The organism is Halolamina salina (assembly GCF_054653455.1).
The window spans coordinates 1,960,961-1,983,439 of record NZ_BAAIGE010000002.1 but is presented as its reverse complement, the minus strand read 5'-3'; the positions used below and the strand labels follow the sequence as shown (position 1 = coordinate 1,983,439).

21 protein-coding genes are annotated in these 22,479 nt (G+C 69.6%); 11 read left to right on the top strand and 10 right to left on the bottom strand.

From position 1 onward, the window contains the following. Nucleotides 1-18: 18 nt before the first annotated feature. From ACYQZ5_RS10635 to ACYQZ5_RS10620, 4 genes are all read right to left on the bottom strand, one after another. Complete coding sequence (locus tag ACYQZ5_RS10635; protein ID WP_379730988.1) at nucleotides 19-816, bottom strand: class I SAM-dependent methyltransferase; 798 nt, start codon at nucleotides 814-816, stop codon at nucleotides 19-21. A 39-nt stretch (nucleotides 817-855) separates the two neighbouring features. After that, nucleotides 856-1,515: an HVO_0476 family zinc finger protein gene (locus ACYQZ5_RS10630; protein WP_379730987.1), complete on the bottom strand. Its 660-nt coding sequence runs from the start codon at nucleotides 1,513-1,515 to the stop codon at nucleotides 856-858. A gap of 49 nt (nucleotides 1,516-1,564) precedes the next feature. Then, nucleotides 1,565-2,272: a helix-turn-helix domain-containing protein gene (locus tag ACYQZ5_RS10625; RefSeq protein ID WP_379730986.1), complete on the bottom strand. Its 708-nt coding sequence runs from the start codon at nucleotides 2,270-2,272 to the stop codon at nucleotides 1,565-1,567. Nucleotides 2,273-2,644: 372 nt separating this feature from the next. Continuing rightward, on the bottom strand, nucleotides 2,645-3,091 hold the full coding sequence (locus tag ACYQZ5_RS10620) for an NYN domain-containing protein (RefSeq protein WP_379730985.1): 447 nt from the start codon (nucleotides 3,089-3,091) through the stop codon (nucleotides 2,645-2,647). A gap of 164 nt (nucleotides 3,092-3,255) precedes the next feature. On the opposite strand from ACYQZ5_RS10620, the gene ACYQZ5_RS10615 reads away from it, so the two are divergent. The 4 genes from ACYQZ5_RS10615 to ACYQZ5_RS10600 all read left to right on the top strand — a co-directional run bounded on the left by ACYQZ5_RS10615 (nucleotide 3,256) and on the right by ACYQZ5_RS10600 (nucleotide 7,568). Further along, a complete protein-coding gene (locus ACYQZ5_RS10615; protein WP_379730984.1) occupies nucleotides 3,256-4,851 on the top strand; it encodes a S8 family peptidase in 1,596 nt (531 codons plus the stop codon). Nucleotides 4,852-4,990: 139 nt separating this feature from the next. Continuing rightward, nucleotides 4,991-5,884, top strand: coding sequence for a rhomboid family intramembrane serine protease (locus ACYQZ5_RS10610; protein WP_379730983.1), 894 nt, complete (start codon nucleotides 4,991-4,993; stop codon nucleotides 5,882-5,884). A 57-nt stretch (nucleotides 5,885-5,941) separates the two neighbouring features. Then, nucleotides 5,942-6,679, top strand: a complete 738-nt coding sequence (locus ACYQZ5_RS10605) for an endonuclease V (protein WP_379730991.1) — start codon at nucleotides 5,942-5,944, stop codon at nucleotides 6,677-6,679. 58 nt (nucleotides 6,680-6,737) lie between these two features. Further along, complete coding sequence (locus tag ACYQZ5_RS10600; RefSeq protein WP_379730982.1) at nucleotides 6,738-7,568, top strand: SDR family oxidoreductase; 831 nt, start codon at nucleotides 6,738-6,740, stop codon at nucleotides 7,566-7,568. Between the two features lie 495 nt (nucleotides 7,569-8,063). Here the strand turns inward: ACYQZ5_RS10600 and ACYQZ5_RS10595 are convergent, their stop codons facing one another. Beyond that, nucleotides 8,064-9,176, bottom strand: coding sequence for an ArsA family ATPase (locus ACYQZ5_RS10595; RefSeq protein WP_379732660.1), 1,113 nt, complete (start codon nucleotides 9,174-9,176; stop codon nucleotides 8,064-8,066). A 49-nt stretch (nucleotides 9,177-9,225) separates the two neighbouring features. After that, nucleotides 9,226-10,119, bottom strand: coding sequence for an ABC transporter substrate-binding protein (locus tag ACYQZ5_RS10590; protein WP_459846129.1), 894 nt, complete (start codon nucleotides 10,117-10,119; stop codon nucleotides 9,226-9,228). Between the two features lie 102 nt (nucleotides 10,120-10,221). Between ACYQZ5_RS10590 and ACYQZ5_RS10585 the strand changes: the two genes are divergently transcribed. Beyond that, on the top strand, nucleotides 10,222-10,860 hold the full coding sequence (locus tag ACYQZ5_RS10585; protein ID WP_459846127.1) for a TVP38/TMEM64 family protein: 639 nt from the start codon (nucleotides 10,222-10,224) through the stop codon (nucleotides 10,858-10,860). Here ACYQZ5_RS10585 and gpmI read toward each other — a convergent pair whose 3' ends face one another. Continuing rightward, nucleotides 10,861-12,390 (bottom strand): 2,3-bisphosphoglycerate-independent phosphoglycerate mutase, encoded by a 1,530-nt coding sequence (gene gpmI, locus ACYQZ5_RS10580; RefSeq protein WP_459846125.1) that lies wholly within the window; start codon nucleotides 12,388-12,390, stop codon nucleotides 10,861-10,863. Nucleotides 12,391-12,444: 54 nt separating this feature from the next. Here gpmI and ACYQZ5_RS10575 point away from each other — a divergent pair, with 54 nt between their 5' ends. Then, complete coding sequence (locus ACYQZ5_RS10575; RefSeq protein WP_459846123.1) at nucleotides 12,445-14,757, top strand: hypothetical protein; 2,313 nt, start codon at nucleotides 12,445-12,447, stop codon at nucleotides 14,755-14,757. A gap of 105 nt (nucleotides 14,758-14,862) precedes the next feature. Then, nucleotides 14,863-15,525, top strand: a complete 663-nt coding sequence (locus tag ACYQZ5_RS10570; protein WP_379732988.1) for an ArsR/SmtB family transcription factor — start codon at nucleotides 14,863-14,865, stop codon at nucleotides 15,523-15,525. 662 nt (nucleotides 15,526-16,187) lie between these two features. Here the strand turns inward: ACYQZ5_RS10570 and ACYQZ5_RS10565 are convergent. Next, nucleotides 16,188-17,534 (bottom strand): alkaline phosphatase family protein, encoded by a 1,347-nt coding sequence (locus ACYQZ5_RS10565; protein WP_379732000.1) that lies wholly within the window; start codon nucleotides 17,532-17,534, stop codon nucleotides 16,188-16,190. A 168-nt stretch (nucleotides 17,535-17,702) separates the two neighbouring features. On the opposite strand from ACYQZ5_RS10565, the gene ACYQZ5_RS10560 reads away from it, so the two are divergent. The 3 genes from ACYQZ5_RS10560 to ACYQZ5_RS10550 all read left to right on the top strand — a co-directional run bounded on the left by ACYQZ5_RS10560 (nucleotide 17,703) and on the right by ACYQZ5_RS10550 (nucleotide 21,037). After that, nucleotides 17,703-17,876 (top strand): HVO_0416 family zinc finger protein, encoded by a 174-nt coding sequence (locus tag ACYQZ5_RS10560; RefSeq protein WP_202594637.1) that lies wholly within the window; start codon nucleotides 17,703-17,705, stop codon nucleotides 17,874-17,876. Nucleotides 17,877-17,948: 72 nt separating this feature from the next. Beyond that, nucleotides 17,949-19,820, top strand: a complete 1,872-nt coding sequence (locus ACYQZ5_RS10555; RefSeq protein WP_379732001.1) for a UvrD-helicase domain-containing protein — start codon at nucleotides 17,949-17,951, stop codon at nucleotides 19,818-19,820. Further along, nucleotides 19,817-21,037, top strand: a complete 1,221-nt coding sequence (locus ACYQZ5_RS10550) for a M24 family metallopeptidase (RefSeq protein ID WP_459846119.1) — start codon at nucleotides 19,817-19,819, stop codon at nucleotides 21,035-21,037. Before ACYQZ5_RS10555 ends, ACYQZ5_RS10550 begins: the two co-directional genes overlap by 4 nt. Before the next feature lie 154 nt (nucleotides 21,038-21,191). On the opposite strand, the gene ACYQZ5_RS10545 is transcribed toward ACYQZ5_RS10550, so the two are convergent. Continuing rightward, nucleotides 21,192-21,443, bottom strand: a complete 252-nt coding sequence (locus ACYQZ5_RS10545) for a DUF7533 family protein (RefSeq protein WP_379731875.1) — start codon at nucleotides 21,441-21,443, stop codon at nucleotides 21,192-21,194. Nucleotides 21,444-21,534: 91 nt separating this feature from the next. Between ACYQZ5_RS10545 and ACYQZ5_RS10540 the strand changes: the two genes are divergently transcribed. Beyond that, nucleotides 21,535-22,131, top strand: a complete 597-nt coding sequence (locus ACYQZ5_RS10540) for a riboflavin synthase (RefSeq protein WP_379731876.1) — start codon at nucleotides 21,535-21,537, stop codon at nucleotides 22,129-22,131. Between the two features lie 12 nt (nucleotides 22,132-22,143). On the opposite strand, the gene ACYQZ5_RS10535 is transcribed toward ACYQZ5_RS10540, so the two are convergent. Further along, entirely contained in the window at nucleotides 22,144-22,428 is a 285-nt protein-coding gene (locus tag ACYQZ5_RS10535) for an ArsR family transcriptional regulator (RefSeq protein WP_379731877.1), read from the bottom strand. Nucleotides 22,429-22,479: the final 51 nt, after the last annotated feature.

Genomic DNA, 22,479 nt, shown 5'->3' with positions numbered 1-22,479 from the left:
CCGTGGCGCCGTTCGACGCTACCGTTCGCCGGCGATCACGTCGACGGTCGCCGCCTCCTCGTACGGTTCGTCGAACTCGCTCAGTCGCTCGCAAACCGCGCTCTCGAACGCCTCGCGGTCGTCGCCGAGCACGGCGGGCGAGCAGAACGAGAGCGAGAGCAGGTAGCCGACCACGCCGTCGGCGTCCCACTCGCGCTCGACCTCGACGACGTGCTCCTCGACGTCGTCGAACCCGTGTTCGTTGAGCAGGTCGCCCCACGACTCCTCGTACTCCACGGGTCCCGTGCGTTCGGGCGGATCGTCGAGGAACTCGGTGACGGCCTCGTACACCGCATCCTGCCAGTCGGCGGTGCCGCGGGCCAGCCACTCGGTGTCGCTCAGGAGAGCCACGCCGCCACCGTCTTCGGTGATGTCGTACAGCGTGTCGAGCGTCCGGTCCTGATCCATCCAGTGGAACGATCGACCCATCACGGTCAGCCGGAGCGGGTCGAGTTCGTCGGCCATTGTGGGCAGGTCGGCATCGCTGCCGACGCGCCACTCGGTGTTCTCAGCACCCACGATGGTCGCGCGCTCGCGAGCGTGCTCGATCATCGCGTCGTTGGGATCGACGCCGACGACCTCCGCGACGTGTGGGGCCAGCGCGACGCCGAGGCGGCCGGTGCCACAGCCGAGGTCGAGCAGCCGGCCGGTGCCGTCGAGGAACCGCTCGCGCAGGGGGTCGATCGCCAGATCGTCGTACTCCGGGCGGTAGACGGCGTACTGCTCGGCGGTCGTCTCGAAGCGTGCCGCCGGGTCGTCGGTGGCGTCGTCGCTCATGGGGACGAACGACCGAACGGGTCGGAGAAATCGCTTCCGCTACCAGGCCGACCAGGCGCTGGTCCGCTCGTCGCGGCCGAACACCCGCTTGATGTCCTTCGCGAACGCGAGGTCGCCCTCGTGGTCGAGCTTCTTGTGGCGGTAGTCGTCGGCGACGGCGTCACGGAGCTGGAGGCTGTCGACCGTGAACTCGTCGTCGCCGAACTCGTAGCTCTCGCCGACGACGAACTCGAAGTCACCCGGGAGGAACACCTTGGTGCTGCGGGACTGCTCGTTGCGCCCGTCGCCCTCCTTGGGGTGGATGGTGACGTTGACGCCGACGTTGTCGACGACGCGGGTCCAGACGGTCTCGACCTCGTCCATCTCGGCGTGTTCGGTGCGGCGCTCGGGGCCGACCTCGATGCTCGTGACCTCGACCTGCTGGATCGCCGCCTCGGTCTCGACGACGAACTCGTCGCCGGTCTCGATCTCCTGCTCGCTCTCGGCGTCGAGGGTAGTCTTGTACGAGTCGCCGTCCTGTGAGACCACCACGTCGACAGTGACCTCCTCGGGCGTCTCGATCGTCTCCTTGTGGACGTGGCCACACTCCGTACAGCGAACCGTCGACTGCCCGCCCGGCGACAGCACCTCGTGGACCGTCCGCTCGTGGGGCGAGCAGGACGGGCAGGTGAGGGGGACGCGCTCGGCTGAATCGCTCATACCCGTGGTTCCCGTTCGAGCGGTTTAAGCCCGCGTTTTCGCGGGTCGATCAGGGCAGCGCCCGCAGGTCCGCCAGCATCTCGTCGAGATCCTTCGTCGACGCCGCGAGCGAGAAGCCGTCCCGCTTCGCGAGCGCTGGCGCGTGGTCCCACACGTCCTCAGGCTCGATTCCGTGGAGCACGACCGCGTTCGGCGTCGGCGTGAGCACGCGCAGCGCCACCAGCGGCGACTCGCCGCGCGTCACCTCGGTGAACACGAGCGCGCGGTCGGTCGATTCGCCGTAGAGCCGGTAGAACTCCTCGCTGGAGAGGCGGGTGATCGCCTCGATGCTGTCGATTACGGTGTGGCCGTTGACGTGCTCGGCGCCGCCGTCGGCGAGTTCGGTCGCGCCGGTGGCCTCGTAGAACTCGGCCATCGGCACCGCGCGGGTGTACTCCCGGAGGTCGAGCACGATGTCGCTCTCGAACCCCGCGGTCACCACCCGCGCGTACTGGCGGATGTGCGCGCCGCCGCGGGCGGCGTCGATCGCGAGCAGCCCCTCCACGAGCCGCCGGACGACGCCGATCCCCGGGCTCTCCCGGCGGCCGCTCTCGTAGTCCGAGACGACCGACGAGGAGACGCCGAGTTCCTCGGCCAGCGCCGTCTGGGACACCTCGAAGTCGGTGCGCCACTTCCGCAGCGTCGCGCCGGGATCGTCGGAGATGACCACTTCGCCGGCGATCCGGCGGGCGAGTCGGCGCTCTGCGTTCTCGGTCACGGCTTGGGGTGGGTGGGGCACTGAGAAAGGCGTATCGGAGCGATTCCGCTTCGGCAACATATCTTCGAGTTGTCTTACTCTCTCGTGATCTACTAGCTGGATCAGCAACACCCCGAAAGCCCCTGTCGGCTCGACTCCCGGGACTCGCTGCGCTCCTCGGCTCGCGTTGCTCGCCTGCGGTGCTTGCGTCGTCCGGGTTCGTCGAGCCGACAGCCCCTTTCAGTCCCACCCACCCGCACAGCCCACAGACCTCCCCAGCCGACTCCCTCCTTCGCTTCGCTCAGTCGGTCGTCCCTCGCGCTCGGGTCGCGCACGGAGGCGCGACCGCTTCGCGCCACCGCTCACCAGTACGGCAATCGGCAGAGAATCAGCCTACTCCTCCAGCGTGACGCTCTCGTCGGCGGCACTTCGCAGCGCGTCCGAGCGGCCGTAGCTCCCCGGCGCGATCGCCAGCGTCCGCACGCCCTCCCGCCCCGCCAGCTCCAGCGCGGGCTTGAAGTCGGTGTCTCGCGAGGCGATCGCGACCGTCCGGACGCCGTTCCGGAGGACGAACTCGGCCACGTCGACGGCGAGTTTCACGTCGACGTCGCCGCTGGTGGTGATCACCTCGAACCCGTGGGCCTCCGCCGCCCGGATCAGGCTGCCCGGCGCCTGCTCGTTCAGGTAGAGCCGCGCCGACACGACCCGACCCGAGGCGGCCGCGGCCGCACGCACGTCGTCCAGATCCACGTCGAACTCGTCGCGTAACACGTTCGGCCCGTCGACGAACAGCGCGACCCCCTCGCGCCGCTCGCCGAACAGCCGCCGCACCCAGTCCATACACCTGCCTGCGTCCGCCCCGGCATATCGCTTCCGGGACTCGCCGATCGGCTCTCGAATTGATGATAGAACGTCGAAAGAGAGAATCATTTACGAGCTAACAAGAAATATTCAGTCTATTTCGACAGAAATATACGTCCGATCCGCGGTTGTGATGGCACACCATGTCAGACGGTGACAGCGGCCACGGTCGACGGAGCGTTCTGAAGGGTATCGGCGCGCTGGGCGCCGCCGCGGCCTTCGCGGGCGTGAGCACCGCGACGCCGGGCCGCGGCGCCGGCCCGAAGAAGGAGGAGATCCTCGTCGGCGTCTCCGCGACGGCGGACGACATTACGAGCACCGTCGCGAACTACGTCCCGGGCAACGCCGAGGTCGTCCACAGCAACGAGACGCTGCACTACGTCGCGGTGAAGTTCCCGAGCACGGCCGCCGACGAGGCCCGGGAGAACTTCATCGAGGCGATCACGAAGAAAGACCACATCAAGTACGCCGAGAAGAACGCCACGCATCAGGCGCTGGCGACGCCGAACGACCCGCAGTTCGGCGACCAGTACGCGCCCCAGCAGGTGAACGCGCCGACGGCGTGGGACACGACGTTCGGGAGTTCGGACGTGACCATCGCCGTCGTCGATACCGGCGCGCAGTACGACCACCCGGACCTCGCGGGCAACTACGCCAGCGACCCGGGCCAGGACTTCGTCGACAGCGACGGCGACCCGGCGCCGGACGACGCGCAGAGCGAGTACCACGCGACCCACGTCTCCGGCTGCGCCGCGGCGGTCGTCGACAACGGCACCGGCGTCGCCGGGCAGGGGAACTCCACGCTGATCAACGGCCGCGCGCTGGACGAGAACGGCAGCGGCTCCACCGCCGACATCGCCGACGCGATCCAGTGGGCCGCCGATCAGGGCGCCGACGTGATCAACCTCAGCCTCGGCGGTGGCGGCTACACGGAGACGATGAAGAACGCGGTGAGCTACGCGACGAACAACGGCGCGCTCGTGATCGCGGCGGCGGGCAACGACGGCTCTTCGTCGGTCTCCTACCCCGCAGCGTACTCCGAATGTCTCGCGGTCTCGGCGGTCGACGACAGCGAGAACCTCGCGTCGTTCTCCCAGTACGGCAGCTCGGTCGAACTCGCCGCGCCGGGCGTCGACGTGCTCTCGACGACGACGCAGACCCGCGGGGGGTACGAGCAGCTCTCGGGCACCTCGATGGCGACGCCGGTCGTCTCCGGCGTCGCCGGCCTCACCCTCGCCCAGTGGAGCTCGCTCTCGAACAGCGACCTCCGGAGCCACCTCAAGAACACGGCCGCCGACATCGGCCTCTCCAGCGACGAGCAGGGGAGCGGACAGGTCGACGCCGCGGCGGCGGTCACCACCGAACCCGGTAGCGGCGGCGGTGGCGGCGGTGGCGGGGGCGACGACGGCGGCAGCGGCGACTCCACGTCGTCGTCGGTCAGCGGCAGCCTCTCGGGCTACTGGGACTACGACGACTACAGCTACGGCTGGAGCTACAGCAGCCCGTCGCAGGTCGTGATCGAGCTCGACGGTCCCGCGGACGCGGACTTCGACCTCTACGTCAACACGGGCACCACCGCGAACGCGACGCCCAGCGACTACGACTACGCCTCCTACACCGCCGACAGTCAGGAGACGGTCGTGATCGACGCCCCCGACGACTCCACGGATCTCCAGATCGACGTGGACTCCTACAGCGGCTCGGGGAGCTACACGGTGACGGTCACCGAGTACCAGTAACGGCGCGGGGTCGCACGGTCCGACCACGGCGGCGACCGTGCGACCCGACGACCGAACGCCGTCCGCCGCCTCGCTTCTCCGGTCTGTCTCGTCGCCGAGAGCCCCAGACCTATTAGCCGCGCCCGCCAACCTCGGCCCAATGGCGACGTGTGACGAGTGTGGGAAGCAAGAGAACATGCCCTACGAGTGTCGCCGGTGTGGCGGCTCGTTCTGTGCGGAGCATCGACTCCCGGAGAACCACGACTGTCCCGGGCTGGAGTGGGACGACCCCGTCGGCGTCTTCGATCAGGCCGAGGAGCGCGACGCCGGCTCGACTGGCGGGAGCCGACTCGGCGTCCGTGAGCGCGCCCGATCGCTCTGGCGGAGCTACGTCCGGAACAACGCGACGTTCGTGCTCCTGCTGTTGATGTGGGTGACGTGGATCGTCCAACTCGGACTCCGAGCGTTCGAGATGCGGGGGATCGAGGACGCGCTGTTCGTGCTGCGGTCGAGCCACCCCGAGTACGTCTGGACGTGGTTCACCTCGGTGTTCGCCCACGGCGGCATCGTCCACATCGCGGCCAACAGCATCGGGATCTTCTTCTTCGGACAGGTGGTCGAGCGCCGCATCGGCACCAAGCGCTTCGTCGGGCTGTTCCTCGTCTCGGGCGCGGTCGCCGGCCTCGCCCAGATCGGCGCGACGGTGGCGCTGGTCGGCCCGACCGTCTCGGTGGGCGTCCTCGGGGCCAGCGGCGCGCTGCTGGCGATCATGGGCGTGCTCACCATCCTGAACCCCGGGCTGACGGTGTACCTCTACTTCTTCATCCCGGTGCCGATCTGGCTGCTCACGATCGGCTTCGCCGGCTTCAGCCTGCTGCAGGGGTTCGGCGCGTTCCAGGGCGGCGGGAACGTCGCCCACTGGGCTCACCTCGCGGGGCTGGGGATCGGCCTCCTCTACGGCACCTACGTACAGGGGCAGGTCGAACCACCCCAACAGCTCCAGTTCGGCGGCGGGGGACCGGGCGGTCCCGGCCGCGGCGGGGGACGGTTCTGAGCCGTGGCGCTCGACCGCCCCGAGTTCCGTCCCGACCCGGCGCTCTCCCGCGAGGAGATGGAGGATCTCCAGCGCGAGATCGCCGACGCCGCCACCTTCACTGACGACCTGCCGTTCGATCCGGCGACTGTCGGTGTGGACGGGCCAGTCGAGGCCGACAGCACCGGCAACGAACGACTGGGGACCAGCGACGCGCCGGTGATCGTTGGCGTCGATCAGGCGTTCCTCGACGAGCGCGCGGTCTCGGCGATCGTGGCGATCCAGGACGGCGCCGTGATCGAGCGCACCCACGCGGTGACGCCGCTGTCGATCCCCTACATCCCGGGCCTGCTCGCGTTCCGCGAGGGCGGGCCGATCCTCGCGGCGTTCGAGGAACTGTCGGTCGATCCCGATCTGGCGGTGTTCGACGGCTCCGGCCGGATCCACTTCCGGCAGGCCGGCATCGCGACCCACGTCGGCGTCGCGCTCGACCTGCCCAGTATCGGCGTCGCGAAGAGCCTCCTCTGTGGGACGCCCGCCGAACCCGTCGACGATCGGCCTGCGGGCTGGTCGACGCCGATCGAGGCCGACGACAGCGTCGAGGCGCCCGCGGGCACCACCATCGGCCACGCCTACCAGTCCCGGCAGTGGGACCGCGCCCAGTCGATCAACCCCCTCTACGTCTCGCCGGGCCACCGCGTCTCGGCGTCGACGACGGTCGATCTGGTGGACGCGCTGTGTGCGGGGTACAAGCTCCCCGAGCCGACCCGGCTGGCGGATCGCTACGCCGACGACGTGAAGGCGGCGTCCGAGTAGCTCGCGCTCTCGGCCCTGTTTGCTCACACTTAACCCTCGCCCGGTCGAGCACGTACTCATGCGACCGGAGACGGTGCTGATCACTGGCTGTTCGTCCGGTATCGGCCGCGCCACCGCCGAGGCGTTCCTCGACGACGGGTGGACGGTGTACGCGACCGCGCGGGACCCCGACGACATCGCCGACCTTGAGGCCCACGAGAACTGCGTCACCGACGAACTCGACGTGACCGACGACAGCGACGTGCGAAACGTCGTGAACCGGATGCTCCGGAACGAGGACCGGATCGACTGTCTGGTCAACAACGCCGGCTACGCCCAGTTCGGCCCGACCGAGGAGGTGCCCGTCGAGGCCGTCGAGGACCAGTTCGAAGTGAACGTCTACGGCCCGCACCGGCTCACGCGGGCGGTGCTCCCGCACATGCGCGAGGCCGGGGAGGGGACGATCGTGAACCTCTCCTCGGTCGCCGGCCGGGTGTCGATGCCCGGCGGCGGCGCCTACTCGGGATCGAAGTTCGCGCTGGAGGCGATGACCGACTCGCTGCGCTGGGAGGTCGACGGCCACGGCATCGACGCGGTGCTGATCGAGCCGGGTCCGGTCCGGACGAAGTTCAACGACCGCGCGACCGAGGAGAGCGACGCCGCCGAGCGCACCGACGCCTACGAGTGGTTCTGGTCGGCGTTCGAGGACACGCAGGTGCTCGGCGGCGACGGTCCCGGCGCGGTCGAACCCGAGGAAGTCGCGACGGCGATCGTCGACGCCGCGAACCTCACCGACCCGCCCGCGCGGATGCCCGTGGGGACGGTCGCGAAGCTGCTGGTGAAGAGCCGGTTCCTGCCGGACTCCGTGGTGGATCTGGCGATGCGGTTCGCGCGGAAGCGGATGGATTGAACGGAGTTTGGGTGCGGAGTTCTCTCGGTTTTCGTAGCGCGTGTGATGTAGTGGATCGTTCTCGCCGTGGCTCTCTTGGAAGTAGCCGCGAACAGCAACAGCAGCTCGATCGTTGGCACCTTGTAACCGCACCGCCCCGCACAGCCCTCGAACCTCCCCAGCCGACTCCCTCCTTCGCTTCGCTCAGTCGGTCGTCCCTCGCGCTCGGTTCGCGTCCGTCGACGCGAACGCTTCGCGCCGACAGCGACCGCGGTGCGGTGGCGGTGGACGCCGCGGGCCGGCAGCAGTCGCCGGCCCGCGGGGGAGGAGTGGGGACTCGGCGCTGCGCCGAGCCTCGTGCTCGGCGCACTGCGGTCACAAGTTGCCAAGCATCGAGACGCTGTTGCGGTTGCCGTCGCTGTTCCAGTTGCCAGCGATCCAGATGCTGTCGCCGTCGCGGTAGCAGCCAACGACTCAGTTATCGACAAGCCAGAAACCCCACTCACCACCCACGAATCAGTCCAGACAGGCCGCCACGACCCGCAACGCAGCTTCCCCACGTACGTCGTCGGCCAGCAGCGGCACGCGCTTCACGTCCCGGCCGCGGTACAGGTCGCTCGCCCGGCCGAGCGCGTCCTGCTGCACCGACCAGCGCCGCTGGCAGAACTCACACTCCTCGAGATTCGGCGTGACGATCCAGTCGTCGTCGACGTCGTCGAGATCCGCCACGTCGGCGGGGTCCTCCATCACGCGGTTGACGACGAGCGTGCTGACCGGGATGTCGAACTCGTCCAGTCGCTCGACGAGGCGTTCGGACTCGGTGACGCTCATCGTCTCGGGCACCATCACCACCCGGAAGTCCGTTCGATCGGGGTCCCGAAGCAGCGTTCGCAGGCGCTCGATGCGCTCCTTGAGTTCGTCGAGGTCCTGCCTGCCCGCCGCCTCCTCGTCGTCGTCGCCGCCGAAGACGCCCTTGATGCCGTCCATCATCCCGGAGAACTGCTGGCGGAGCTTCACCATCCGGCCGACCATCGTGTCGAGCATCTCGGGTAGCTGGAGCAGGCGCAGCGTGTGCCCCGTCGGCGCCGTGTCGACGACGACGCGGTCGAACCGCGGGTCGTCCATGTGCTCGATCAGCTTCTGCATCGCCGCGGCCTCGTCCGCGCCGGGCATCGTGCCGCCGAGCAGCGACTCCATCCCCGCGCCGTCGCCGAGCATCCCCGCGAGGTCGCCGACAGGGCCTTCCTCCTGTTGGGCGGCGAAGAAGCCCTCCTCCATCGCGGCGTCGGGGTCGATCTCGACGCCCCACAGCGGCACGTCCTCCCGGAGCCGACTCGGGTGGGCCGGGATGTCGGTGTCGAGCGTGTCCGACAGCGAGTGCGCGGGGTCGGTCGAGACCACGAGCGTCTTCGTCCCGGCCGCGGCGGAGGCCAGCGCCGTCGCCGCGGCGCAGGTGGTCTTCCCGACGCCACCCTTCCCGCCGTAGAGGACGTACTCCGGCGCGTCGACGGTCTCGGGGAGGGCGGTTTCCGCGTCGAGCGTCTCGGGGGCGTCGTGGCCGGCCGACGCCACGTCGACGGACTCCTCGTCCTCGACGGCGTCGACCGGCTCCACGTCGATCTCGCTCATTGGCGGTGCTGGGCGGCGAGGCCTTGTGTGTCTCTCGGTCCGGGGACGGTCAGCGCTCCCAGTCGCTCGGGACGTACTGTTCGAAGTTCGGATCCTCCCGCGCGCCCAGCGGCCGGAACGCCCGCTCGCCGTCGACGCGGAACTCGGCGATCGTCGAGCGCGCAGGACCGGTCAGGTGGCCGACGAACGCCATCGCGAGCGGGTACGCAACGTCGTGGCGGGCCGGGTTCGTGGGGATGGCGGCGTACTCGTTGCGCAGCAGGGCCGGCGGGTCGTCGATCCCCCGATCGACGTGGGGCGTCAGCGACCCCTCGCGAACCGTGAGAAACGTGCCGCGGTCGGTCAGCGTGTACGCGCCCAGCCCCTCGGCGACGGCGAGCGTGTCGCCCATCCCCTGCCCGGTCTCGCGGTACCAGTCGCCGCCGGGGTCGACGCCCGCCGCCTCCCAGATGCGCTGCTCGCGGATGTGCGTCCCCGAGCGGTCGCCCCGGGAGACGAACGCCGCTTCGGCCTCGGCGATCGCGCGGAAGGCAGCGCGTGGACCGCTCCCCGCGATCCCCGCGGGGTCGTCGGTCGGGCCGACGAGCAGGAAGTCGTTGACCATCAGCCCGCGACGGTTGAGACCGTGGCCCGACCGGAGGAAGCGATCCTCCAGCGGGCGAGCGTGGACTATCACGAGGTCGCAGTCGCCGTTGCGGGCGGTCTCCAGCGAGCCGCCGGTGCCGCGTGGCAGCGTCCGGACCGAGGCGCCGAACGCCTCCTCGAACCCCGGCACGACGGCGTCGAGCAGGCCGCTGTCGTACGCCGTCGTCGCCGTCGCGAGGCTGAGCGTCCCCGCGCCGTCGAACCCGGCAGCATTGCCCTCGCTCGATCCGGCGGTACAGCCGGCGAGCGCCAGCGTACCGCCGACGCCGACGGCCTGCAGGTAGCGCCGCCTGTCCATGCTGGAACAACTGTTTGAAGTTTCAAATAGCTACTGAAGTAACTGAAAGTGGTTCTCACTCGCGACCACAAGCCCCATCGCCCTCCGGCGAGGAGGACGGCCGTGCAGCGACGCACTCGTGCGGTGCTGGGGTTCGCGGTCCTCCTCGTCGTCGGCCTCGGCGCCGCGCTCACCTCGCCGCGGTGGGTGCTCACCCGACTGGACTGGCTGGCCGCGGACCCCCTACGCTTCACGGCCGCGCTGGTCGTGCTGGCGCTGATCCGCCCCCTGCTCGCGTGGCCGACCACGCTGATCGCCGTCGTCGTCGGCTACGGCTGGGGACTCCGGGGCCTCCCGATCGCGCTGGCGCTGATCGCGCTCACCAGCGTCCCGCCGTTCCTGTTCGCCCGCCGATCCGCCGACGGCGGCCGGTTCGCGACCGCCGGCGCGCGAGCGATGGACGCCACGGGCGACCTGCGCGGCGTGATCGTCAGCCGCCTGCTCCCGGCGCCGTCGGACGCCGTCTCGGTCGGCGTCGGGCTCTCGGGCGTCCCCCTGCGGGCGTTCCTCGTCGGGACCGCGATCGGCGAACTCCCGTGGGCCGTCGCCGGCATCGTCGCCGGGCGGTCGATCGAGCGCGTGCTCCGGGAGGGGCTGGGCGCCGTGATCGACCTGCCACTGATCCTCGCGGCCGGCGCCGCCGCCGTCCTCCTGCTCGCCGGGCCGGCGTACCGCCACCTCGCAGATGCGGACGCGCGCTAACTACTCGAACAGCGACTCGCCGGTCATCTCCTCGGGCTGCTCCCTCCCCAACAGCGAGAGGATCGTCGGCGCCACGTCGGGCAGCGAGCCGCCGTCGCGGATCGATCGCCCGTCGGCGTCGCCGTCGGGCGAGACGTAGATCAGCGGGACGGGGTTGAACGTGTGGGCGGTGTGGGGCGACTCCGGCGTCCCCATGTCGTCGGCGTTGCCGTGGTCGGCGGTCACGAGCAGGTGCGCGCCCGCCTCGGCGACCGCGTCGGCGAGCCGACCGAGTTCCCGGTCCACCGCCTCGACGGCCTCGACAGCGGCGTCGAAGTCGCCAGTGTGGCCCACCATGTCCGGGTTGGCGTAGTTGAGCACCAGCGCGTCGGGGTGGCGCTCGTCGTCGGCGATCGCCGCGACCGCCGCGTCGGTCACCTCCGCCGCGGACATCTCGGGCTGGAGATCGTACGTCGCCACGTCCGGCGAGGCGACGATGCGGCGCCGCTCCCCGTCGAACGGCGACTCCCGCCCGCCGTTGAAGAAGTAGGTGACGTGAGGCTCCTTCTCGCTCTCGGCGACCCGCAGCTGCGTCCGCCCGCTCTCGGCCCACAGCTCCCCGAGCGTCCGATCGGGGTCGTTCGGCGGGAACGCCACGGGGAACGGGTACGTCTCCTCGTAGCGCGTCATCGTCGTCAGCCGGGTCTCCGGGCGGTCGAGCTCGAACGGCCAGCCGTCGGTGTTCACGCCGCCGAGAAGCCGACAGAGCTGTCGGGTGCGGTCGGCCCGGAAGTTGAACGCGATCACCGAATCGCCGTCCTCCAGCGCTGGTCCTTCCGAAACCAGCGTCGGCTCGACGAACTCGTCTGTCTCGCCGCGCTCGTAGCTTTCCTCGACTGCGGCGACCGCGGACCCAGTTTCGTATCGCGCTTTCCGATTTACGATCGCGTCGTACGTCTCCCGGGTCCGCTCCCAGTTGTGGTCACGGTCCATCGCGTAGTACCGGCCCGTGACGGTGGCGACGTGGCCGGTTCCGTGCTCGTCGATCACCCGCTGAAGTTCGGTGAGGTACTCGACGCCGCTTTTCGGCGGCGTGTCCCGCCCGTCGGTGAACGCGTGGGTGACGGCGTCGACGCCGCGTTCGGCCGCGAGTTCGATCAGCGCGTGGAGGTGGGCTTGATCCGAGTGGACGCCGCCGTCGCTGACCAGCCCCGCAAAGTGGACTCGGCCGTCGTGGTCGGCAGCGTACTCGAACGCGTCGCTGATCGCGTCGATCTCGCCCAGTTCGTCCGCCGCGATGGCGTCGTTGATCCGGGTGTAGGGCTGCTTGACCACGCGGCCGGCGCCGAGGTGGGTGTGGCCGACCTCGCTGTTGCCCATCTGTCCCTCGGGCAGGCCGACCCGGCGCCCGTGGGCGGTCATCGTCCCGAACGCCCCCGCCTCGCGGAGCGCGTCGAAGTTCGGCGTCGCCGCCGCGCCGACGGCGTCCCGGCCGGCCTGATCGTCGGGCGCGAGCCCCCAGCCGTCGAGAACCACGAGTGCTGCGTCCATGCGGAAGCGGTGGGCTGGCCGGCGTATCACGCCTTCGGTGGCAGCCAAAGACACATGCCCGTCCGCGCGGAACCGGAGCCAACGACCGTGGATCTCGACAGCCTCGGCAGACGCCGCCTGCTCGCCCTCCTCGCCGGCAGCGGTGCGGCGGCCGGGGGCGCGTACCTGTTCACCGGCGGCCAGCCAGCCGACACCGACGCGATCGGTCCCGAGGAGTCCCGCCGGCTGGCCGAGGCTCACGCGCCGACGCTGTACTACGGCGCGCGCGAGCAGTGGCCCGCGACGGACCCCCGTGAGTACACGACCGAGCGCGACGGCGAGACGATCGTCGACGGGTTCGACGCGCTCGACGGCTACACCGCGGACGGCCGCGAGACGGACTACCCTAACCCGACGGTGTTCTACCACGCCGTCGACTACCCGGACTCGTCGCTGTCCTGCGTGCAGTTCTGGGTCTACTCCGCGTTCGATCAGTTCTCGACGAACTTCCACTGGCACGACTGGGAGGTGTTACACGTGTTCGTCGACCGGTCGGCGGACGGCACGGCGACAGCCTCGGGAACCGAGTCGACGACCTCCGGCACCGACCAGTCGGTGTCCGACACGGGCGAGCCGGTGCTGTTCGTCGCCTCAGCCCACTCCCGGAAGGTGCCGAACAACGAGCACCTCGACCCCGACGTGGCGCGGGCGTCGATCATCAGTGAGGTCGGCTCCCACTCCAGCACGCTCGGGGTGAACGCCCGGCCGACGACGTTCCAGCGCACCGCCGTCGACGGGCTCGCGCCCGACATCAGCAACGATCCGGTCGAGGTGATCTCCGGCGAGGCGTCGCTCCCGCTCGCGTACGGGCTCCCGCGGGACGAGGGACTGGTGCTCCCCTACGCGATCCCGGAGTACGACGGCGATCGACTCCCCGAACACGACCGACTGCCGAACGTCAGCCCCGGGGATCTGGTCCCGGACGAGCTCACCGTCGACTCGTACGGCGAACTGGCGAGCCCGCCCGAGGACATCCCCAAGCGCGAGGGCGACGTGGCGTTCGTCCCGGACGCCCGTGCTGACACGGCCGCCGACGCGGACGCCCGATACGAGCTGATCGATACCGAGGAACTCCGGCAGATCGACGCGTTCACCGGCCCGCAGTTGAGCTTCAGCTTCACCGTCCCGAAGTTCGTCGAGGACGCCGTCTCGGGCCACCTCACCACCGTCGGCGTGCCGTGGAGCCAGCCCCGGTTCGAGAACCCGGCGACCGACATCAGCGACCCCCAACACCGGGCGGCGCTGGCCGACCGCTACGAGCCGATCGAGGCCGGCGGCGACGTGAGCCGTATCCTCGGGGCCGTCCGGGAGGCCACCGGCGCCGACGACGCCCCGGGGAGCAACGGCGTCGCGCTGCTCGCGCCCTCGATCGAGACCGTCGCGCTGCTTGAGAGCGATCCGGAGGCGGTCCCCTCGTTCTCGGGCGTGCTCGCCGTCGAGAACCCCGAGGCGGGTGAGCACCAGCTCACCGTCAACGGCGCGGGGATGGCGCCCTACAGCGAGAAACTGACCCACGAGGGCGGCACGACCCGCGCCGGGGTCGAGGGAGAGATCCCGATGAGTGCCAACGAGGACGCCGTTAAGGTTCGCGGGGAGGCGCCGGGGACGCTCGAGTCGGTTGCGTTCGAGGACGACTTCGCCGGACAGGTGTACGACGGCCGCCCGCCGGGGGAGGACGGGCGGTTCGGGATCTACGTCCACCGGGAGGGCGCCTACACCGCGGCGATCCGCGACGAGTCGGGGGCACAGGGGGCGCGCCGGGTCAACCCGAACCCCGACGACGACGCGATCGATCTCGCCGGGATCGAGACGGGGAAGGTCGCGCTGACTGACTTCCTGCTCCGGTTCCTCGTGGAGACCCGGCTACAGACCGCAGCACTGCGGGACGACGAGGATATCGACGACGTCCCCACCGGGCAGAACATCGACGACGAGCGGGTGGCAAGCGTCGTCGCGGCCGCGTACGAGAACGCCGGCGACCTCGTCGACGGGGTGGACGACGCGGTCGAGAGCCTGCTCGAGGAGGCGGACGAGGAGGACGACGACGGGAACAGGGGGAACGGTGGGGGTGGCGTCGCCGGCGTCGTTCGGCGCGTCGACGCCGCGCTGTTGGTCGCCGTCGCCGCTCGGGCGGCCGCCCGCGACGGCCGTGCGGACGACGCCGACCGTTGGCTGGAGTCGCTCCGGACGCGACTCTCGACCGTCGACGACTCCGTCGAGGGGGAGGGACTCCCCGGCGAACTGGCGTCGTTCGTGACGCGCCGAACGGCGGGGATCCGGTCGCGGATCGACGCGGCGGTCGAGGCGGACGTGGAGACGGCGTCGTAGCTCGGAGGCTCGGGGCACGTCGGGGCGGAAAACGGGCGCCGTCGCCGGGATCGTCCCCGTCCCCGAGTGAGACAGCCTTTTTGCTCCCTGCCGCCAAGCCCGAGTATGGACTCGGCGGTACTGCTGAACCTCCTGGGCAACGAGAACCGCCGGCGCATCCTGCGGTTACTCTCGCATAAGTCCTGTTACGTCACGGAGATCAGCGAGTACCTCGGCGTGAGCCCGAAGGCCGTCATCGACCACCTGCGGAAGCTGGAGGAGGCCGGGCTGGTCGAGAGCCACACCGACGACCAGCGGCGGAAGTACTTCCACATCGCCCGCGCGGTCCGGCTGGAGGTGAGCGTCTCGCCGCACAGCTTCGGCGCCAAGAGCGCCTACCCCGCCAGCCGCGGCCTCGACATGACCGGTCGCTGCTCGCATCTGGACATCGACATCGACGACCGACCCGAGGGCGACGGGCTGGAGGGGCTGGCCAAGGAGTTCGACCGGCTTCAGAGCCTCGAACGCGAGCTCTCGCTGGCTCAGCGCTGGGTCGACGGTCGGTTGAACGAGGTGCTCGACCGGCTCAACGGCCACATCGGCGCCGAGGCCGACTCGCGGTTCTACGCCGCGGTGCTGTCGGCGGTCGTCACGACCGACGGCTCGCTCCGGGCGATCACGGAGGCAGTCGACGCCGACGCGGCCGCCGTCGAGGACGCGCTGGAGCAGTTGACCGAACGCGGGCTGCTGCGCGAGGTCGACGAAGCGGGCGAGTGGGAGTTGGCTTAGCGGATTTCCGTCGACGAGGAGTCCGACAGCAACAGTAGTTCGAGGTGTTTTGTGTAGAGGATGCTACCGACAGCAACAGCAGCTCGATGCTTGACTACTTGCGACCGCAGTGTGCCGGACACAGGGTCCGGCACAGCGCGGAGTCCCCACCCCTCCCCCCGCGGCCGGCGACGACTGCCGGCCGCGAGGCGTCCACCGCGGCCGCACCGCGGTCGCTGCCGGCGCGCGACGTGAGCAGGGCGAGACCGACGGTCTCGCTGGCCGTGCGGGCGACGCGTGGGTCGCCCGCACGACGCCTCTGTGTGCGAACGAGCGCGCGAGGTCCTCGCGAGTGAAACGAGCGAGGGCACGAGGGAGCTTTGCTCCCTCGGAGGACGAGCGACCGTAGGGAGCGAGTCGGCTGGGGAGGTCTGTGGGCTGTGCGGGGCGGTGCGGTCACAAGGTGCCAACGATCGAGGTGCTGTTGCTGTCGCGGTCGCCGTTCCAGAAGTCGCCGGTCGAGCTGTTGTCGCGGTCGCCATTGCTGAAGCCGACGATCGAGCTGCTGTCTCAGTCACCGTTCCAGAAGTCACCGAATCGAGCTACCCTCCCCCTCACGACCGGGCGTCGATACGAAACACCCTCAATTCAGGGGGAAAACACAGAGTACGACGACCTGAGAGTCAGTTCCGAACGAGGCTCGCGCCGTCGAACTCGGTTCGGCTGAAGTCGACCTGCATCATGTCGAGGATCGTCGGCGCGATGTCGAGCAGGTCGCTGTCCTCGATGTTCGCGTCGGGGGTGTCGATGAACAGCGAGGCGTTGTCGAAGCTGTGCATCCCGTTCCGCGGGCCTTCGGCGAACACGTCGGTGCCGCCGGTGAAGCCGGCCTTGAGGTCGAACCCGTGGTTGGGGATCGCCACCAGGTCCGGCGCGATGTCGTCGTGGTCGCCGCGGAACGCCTGCTCCTTCTCGACGACGCGCTCGCAGACCTTCCGCCCGTCGGGACCTTCGAGCGCTTCGAGCTCCGCCTTGAGCTCGTCGCGGACCTCGTCGTACTTCCCCTCGGGGACGCTCCCGCGGGGCTCGCGGTTCTCGAGGTTGATGTAGAACCGCCCGGGGATCAGCGAGTACGCCCGCGTGTCGTCGGCGATGTCCCCGAGTTCCTCGTGGCCCTCCTCCTGGTAGGAGAGCCAGCCCTCCTGCTCCAGCCACTCGTTGAGGTGGACTTCGTAGTCGAGGCTGGTGAACCCGTGGTCGGAGGCGACGATCAGCGTGGCGTCGTCGGGGAGGTCCTCGCGGATCTTCCCGATGTACTCGTCGACCTGCCGGTAGAACTTCATGAACGCCTCCTTCTCGGGACCGTCGCGCTCGTAGTCCTCGAACAGGAAGTGGTTCACCCGATCGGTCGTCATGAACACGCCGAAGAAGAGGTCCCAGTCGTCCTGATCGAGGTAGTGTTTGAACGCCTCGTAGCGCTTGTCGAGCGTCGCGTGGGCGTCCTGCATGAACGCCGACTTGTCCTCGTGGCCCTGCTTCACGTCGGCGTCGATCTTGTAGTCGATCGACTGGAGGTACTCGGCGAGCGCGTCGGGGTAGGCGGCCTTCTCGACCGACGGCGAGAGGAAGCCCGAGACCATGCGCTGGACGTTGCGCTGGGGCGGGAACGTCACCGGGACGTTCAGCACCGTCGCGTCGCGGCCGTCGTTGGCGACGCGGTCCCAGAGGCGGGTGGCCTGCACGTCCCGGCCCATCGGGACGTACGTGTCGTACGTGCCGATTTCACGGTCTTGGAAGCCGTAGACGCCGGTTTCGCCGGGGTTGACGCCGGTCGTGAGCGAGGGCCAGCAGGCGCTCGATTCGGGCGGGACGATGCTGTCGATCGGACCGGCACTCCCTTCCTCGGCGAGCGCGGCGAAGTTCGGGAACTCGTCCGGATGCTCGTCGAGCAGACTGAACGGCACGCCGTCGATACCGAGGAAGACGACTCGGGGATCGCTCTCGCCCCGGAGTCGGTCGAACAGTCCCATGCCTCGTCGTACCGTCGATTACCTTAAGAACCTTCCCTCTACGGAGTGTTCTCGGGCCGACGGTCGTGCGGCCCGCGCCGTCGACGCCGGTGGGGGGAGCGTCGACGCGGAGGGGGTGTGGCATAGGGGCACAAGATTTACTTAGTCGTGTGGCATACTGTGACATGCATGGCGACGTCAGAGCAGCACTCCGCCGACGAACTGTTCGACGAGTTCCTCGAAGACCGTGGGCACGACACACGGGGATGGGAGGAGTCCTACAACAAGAAACAGTGTCCGGACTGCGGCGGCCTTCACGAGTCCAACGCGGTGGAGTGTTCGGTCTGTGGCTGGCGGCCCTGAGCCACGGACGCTCCGTTCTCGCCTTTCTCGCGAACCCACTCCCTTATGGGGGATGGGTCCTTGTAACCTCCAATGACCGAGACGGACGCGCACGTCACGCGCCTGTTCGGCGGCCCCGGGAGCGGGAAGACGACGGCCCTCCTCGATCGGGTGGAGGAGCTGCTCGAGGACGAGGACGTCACCGTTCGGGACGTGCTCGTGGTCTCCTACACTCGCGCCGCCGCCGCGGAGATCCGCGAGCGGCTCGCCGAGCGCCTCGACACGACGCCGCGGGCGCTACAGGGCAACGTCTGTACGATGCACGCGAAGGCGTACGAGCTGCTCGACCTCTCGCGGGGCGACGTGGTCGGCGAGAGCGACAAGGAGGAGTTCTGTGAGGAGTACGGCGTCGAGTACGAGGACGAGAAGTCCGGCGCCGGCCGACGGACCGCGCGATCGACGACGCTGGGCAACAAGGTGATCGCCACCTCCCAGTGGCTCCAGCGCACCGACCGCGACGTTGCCGACTGGTACGATGTGCCGTTCAAGTGGGACGTAGAGGAGGTCCGCCTCCCGCCGGACATCGACCCCAACGCACAGGAGGGGAACAAGTACACGCCGACGTGGCCCTCCGACGACGACCGCCTCGACGTGCCCGAGGCGATCCGCGGCTGGCGCAGCTACAAGGGGGAGAACGGCGTCATCGGCTTCGCCGACATGCTCGAACGCGTCGCCCAGCGCTCGCTCCAGCCCAACGTCGACTACCTGATCATCGACGAGTTCCAGGACATCACGACGCTGCAGTCGAAGGTGTACGAGGAGTGGAAACCCCACCTGGAGAAGGCGCTGATCGCCGGCGACGACGACCAGGTCGTGTACGCCTGGCAGGGCGCCGACCCCGACCTGCTGCTCGACGAGGAGGTCGACGAGGACGTGGTGCTGCCGAACTCCTACCGCCTGCCCTCCCGCGTGCTCAACGTCGTCAACAAGGAGATCCGGCACATCGACAAGCGACAGGAGAAGGACCTCCGGCCCCGGAAGGAGGGCGGCACCGTCGAGGCCGCCGAGTCGCCGTCGATGCTCGAACTGGTGCGGAACGTCCGGCACACGATCGAGCAGGAGAACGCCCGCGAGGACGGCGACGGGAGCGTGATGCTGCTGTTCCGGGCCCGCTACCAGATGTTCGACTTCGTCGACGAGTTCATCGACGAGGGGATGCCGTTCTCCTCGCTGACCGACCAGCGGCTCTGGACCGACCGGCTGACCGACTACGTTCGGGCGATCGAGGCCGTCGAGGCCGGCGAGCGACTCACCGCGCTCCAAGCGCGGCGGCTGGCGGATATCCTCCAGGAGTCCGCCTTCGGCGGCGGCGATCGCGACGACCTCTACGACCTGATCGACGAGGTCGAGGAGCAGTCCGCGACGGACGACCTCGCGGAGATCCCGGTCGCGCCCGACGCCGTCGAGGACGTGGTGCCGTTCATGCCCGACCCGCGTAGCGCGGCGGACATGGCCCGGAAGATCACCTCGTTCCAGCGCAAGTCGATGAAGGCGTACTTCGAGGGCGACTACGAGGGGATGGACCCCGACCGCGTCCGCGTCGGCACGATCCACTCCGCGAAGGGTCGCGAGGCCGACCACGTGTTCGTCGCGACCGACCTGACCGAGAAGGTGGTCGAACAGATGGCCGCCCAGGCCGACCAGCAGGGGCTCGACATCCCGGGCGACGAGGAGTTCACCAAGACGACCGATCCCGTCCCGATGCTGACGGACAACGAGCGCCGCGTGTTCTACGTCGGGATGTCCCGGGCGCGCGAACGCCTGGTGCTGATGGAGAACCTCGTCACCGGCGCGCCGACGCTGCCGATCAGCGTGGTGCTGTTCGACGAACTCAGAGACGAGCCACCGTCGGAGCTGATCGACGAGGTACAGGAGTCGTTGGAGGCGCCGGAACCGGAGCCGTGAGCCGGCCGCTCGCCCCCGGCGCACCCGAAGTCGCCACGGACCACCCCGACGCCCCACAGACCGATCTGTCGCCGATCGCGGGAGCGGTCGCCGAGGCCGACGCCGCCGGGTTCGTCGCCGTCGGCGACCGCTTCGACGACGACCTGCGCTACCTCTCGCGGTTCGGCGGCCCGGACCGGGCGTACGCCGTCGTCGTGACACCGGACCGGGCCGCACTGACCGCGCCGGCGCTGTTCGACGAGCAGGCCCAGCGGGAGTTCGTCCACGGCGCGCCCGAGGACGGTCTCGCCCGCGAGATCCGGACCGCGAGGCAGGGCGATCCCGCGGGCGTCCGCGCGGCCGCCGCGCTCGACGACCTCGCTTCCTCCGCCGGCTCGACGGTTCTCACGCCGGCGAGCATCCCGCACGACGCCGCACTCTACCTCGAAAACGCCGGCTACGAACTCGAATCGACGACCGTCGTCGCCGACGCCCGCCGGCAGAAGACGGCGGCCGAACTCGACTGCCTCCGCCGTGTGCAGGCTGTCACCTGCCGCGGGATGGCCCGCGCCGAGGCGGTGCTCGCGGCCGCCGAACCGGACGGCGACGACCTGCTGTTCGAGGGCGACCCGCTCACGACCGAACGGCTCCGTCGCGAGGTCGAGGCGGAGATAGCTCGCCACGGGGTCAGAGGCGCGGGGAACACGGTCGTCGGTGCCGGCCCGACCGCCGCGGACCTCCACTACACCGGCGTCGATCACATCGCGCCGGGCGAGACGGTGCTGCTCGATATCTCCCCGCGCGGCCCGCACGGCTATTACGGCGACCTCACCAGAACGTTCGCCGTCGACAGCGACGGCGGCTGGGAGCGTCGCGCGTTCGTCGCGGTCGAGCAGGCCCACGAGACTGCGCTCGAACACGTCGAGGCGGGCGTGACGGCCGGAACGGTCCACGAGGAGGCCGCTGCCGAGCTTACGGCCCACGGCTTCCGGATCGACTCGGACGAGGTCGGCCTCACCCACGGCGTGGGCCACGGCGTCGGCGTCAGCCTCCACGAGCGGCCGTCGCTCCGGGCCGAGACGCCGCTGGAACCGGGTAACGTGGTCACGATAGAGCCCGGCGTCTACGACCCCGAAATCGGCGGCGTCCGGATCGAAGACCTCGTCGCCGTCACCGAGAACGGCTTCGAACGGCTGGCGAGCTATCCGGTTCGGTTCACGCCGGTATCACCCGAGTAACGGCCTCGACTTTTTGAACGAGAGCGCGACCAGCCTCCCCGTGGTCTGAACGCGGCCGCAGGGTGGTCCGGGCGGGAGTACGGCGCACCCCCTGCGGCGCCGTCGACGCGCCGTCTGTCAGCCATCTCGAACGGCGATCGTACCCTCGCTCGGTCTACTCCTCCTCGTCGGACTCCGTGGGATCGCTGACGACGCCCTCGACCGCCCGCTCGGCGGCCATCCCCGGCAGGTCGCCGGGCGTGGTCAGGTACTTGGGGAGGAGCACCATCAGCATCGCGACGCCGAGGAAGGCGCCGCCGACCACGAGATCGCCACCCAGCAGTCGCTCGGCGGCGTAGATCCCCAGCGGGATCGCGAACACGAGGCTGCCTGCCACGCCCACGGTCTCCAGCAGTCCCAGTCGCATCGCCCCGCCGTAGGCGGGCGGCGGGCAAAACCTTCCCGCCACAGAACTGGGAGTGGAAACGCTCTTGAGACGCCAGCGCGGAGTGCAGGGCGTGTTCACCGGAATCGTCGAGCGGACGGGCGAGATCACCGACGTGACGGAGACTGCGGACGGGCGGCGCCTCACCGTCGCGGCGCCGGGACTGGACGACCTCCACCACGGGCAGTCGATCAGCGTCAGCGGCGTCTGTCTCACCGTCGAGGCGTTCGACACGGACGAGGAGTGGTTCGAAGTGTTCCTCGCGAGCGAGACGGTCGAGAAGACGTATCTCGGCGAGCTCGCGGTCGGCGACGCGGTCAACGTCGAGCGCGCGCTCCCGGCGGACGGGCGCTTCGACGGTCACGTCGTACAGGGCCACGTCGACACCACGGCGACGGTCGAGGCGATCGAGCAGGTGGGCGAGGACTGGCGATACACGTTCTCGCTCCCCGAAGCGGTCAGCCAGTACGTCGTCTCGAAGGGGTCGATCGCGGTCGACGGCATCAGCCTCACCGTCGCCGAACGCGACGAATCGTCCTTCGAGGTCGCGATCATCCCGGCCACCCGGGAGATCACGACGCTGTCGGAGAAGTCGGTCGGCGATCCGGTTCACCTGGAGGTGGACGTGGTGGCGAAGTACGTCGAGCGGATGACGGAGGGCTACCAGTAGCCGTCGAGACGATCAGTCGGCCTGCCCCGAGCAGGCGTCGGCGCCGCCGTCGGCCTGCATCGGTTCGGGGGGGTTCAGCTGATAGAGGTTCTGGCGGGCGTCGGCGAAGTAGACGTCCTCGTCCACGACGCCGATCCCCTCCAGCCGTTCGAGGGCGTACCGGACCGTCCGTGCGGAGAGCATCGACTCCTCGACGATCCCCTTCTGGGTCAGCGGACCGTCGTACTCGAGTACTTTGAACACGAGCTTGGCGCTTGGCGGGAGGTCGTCAAGGGCCTCCTCGTCTGTCTCGGTCATCGTTTCGGATCGAAACTGCCCATCGCCATAAATCTTCGTGGACTGGTGACG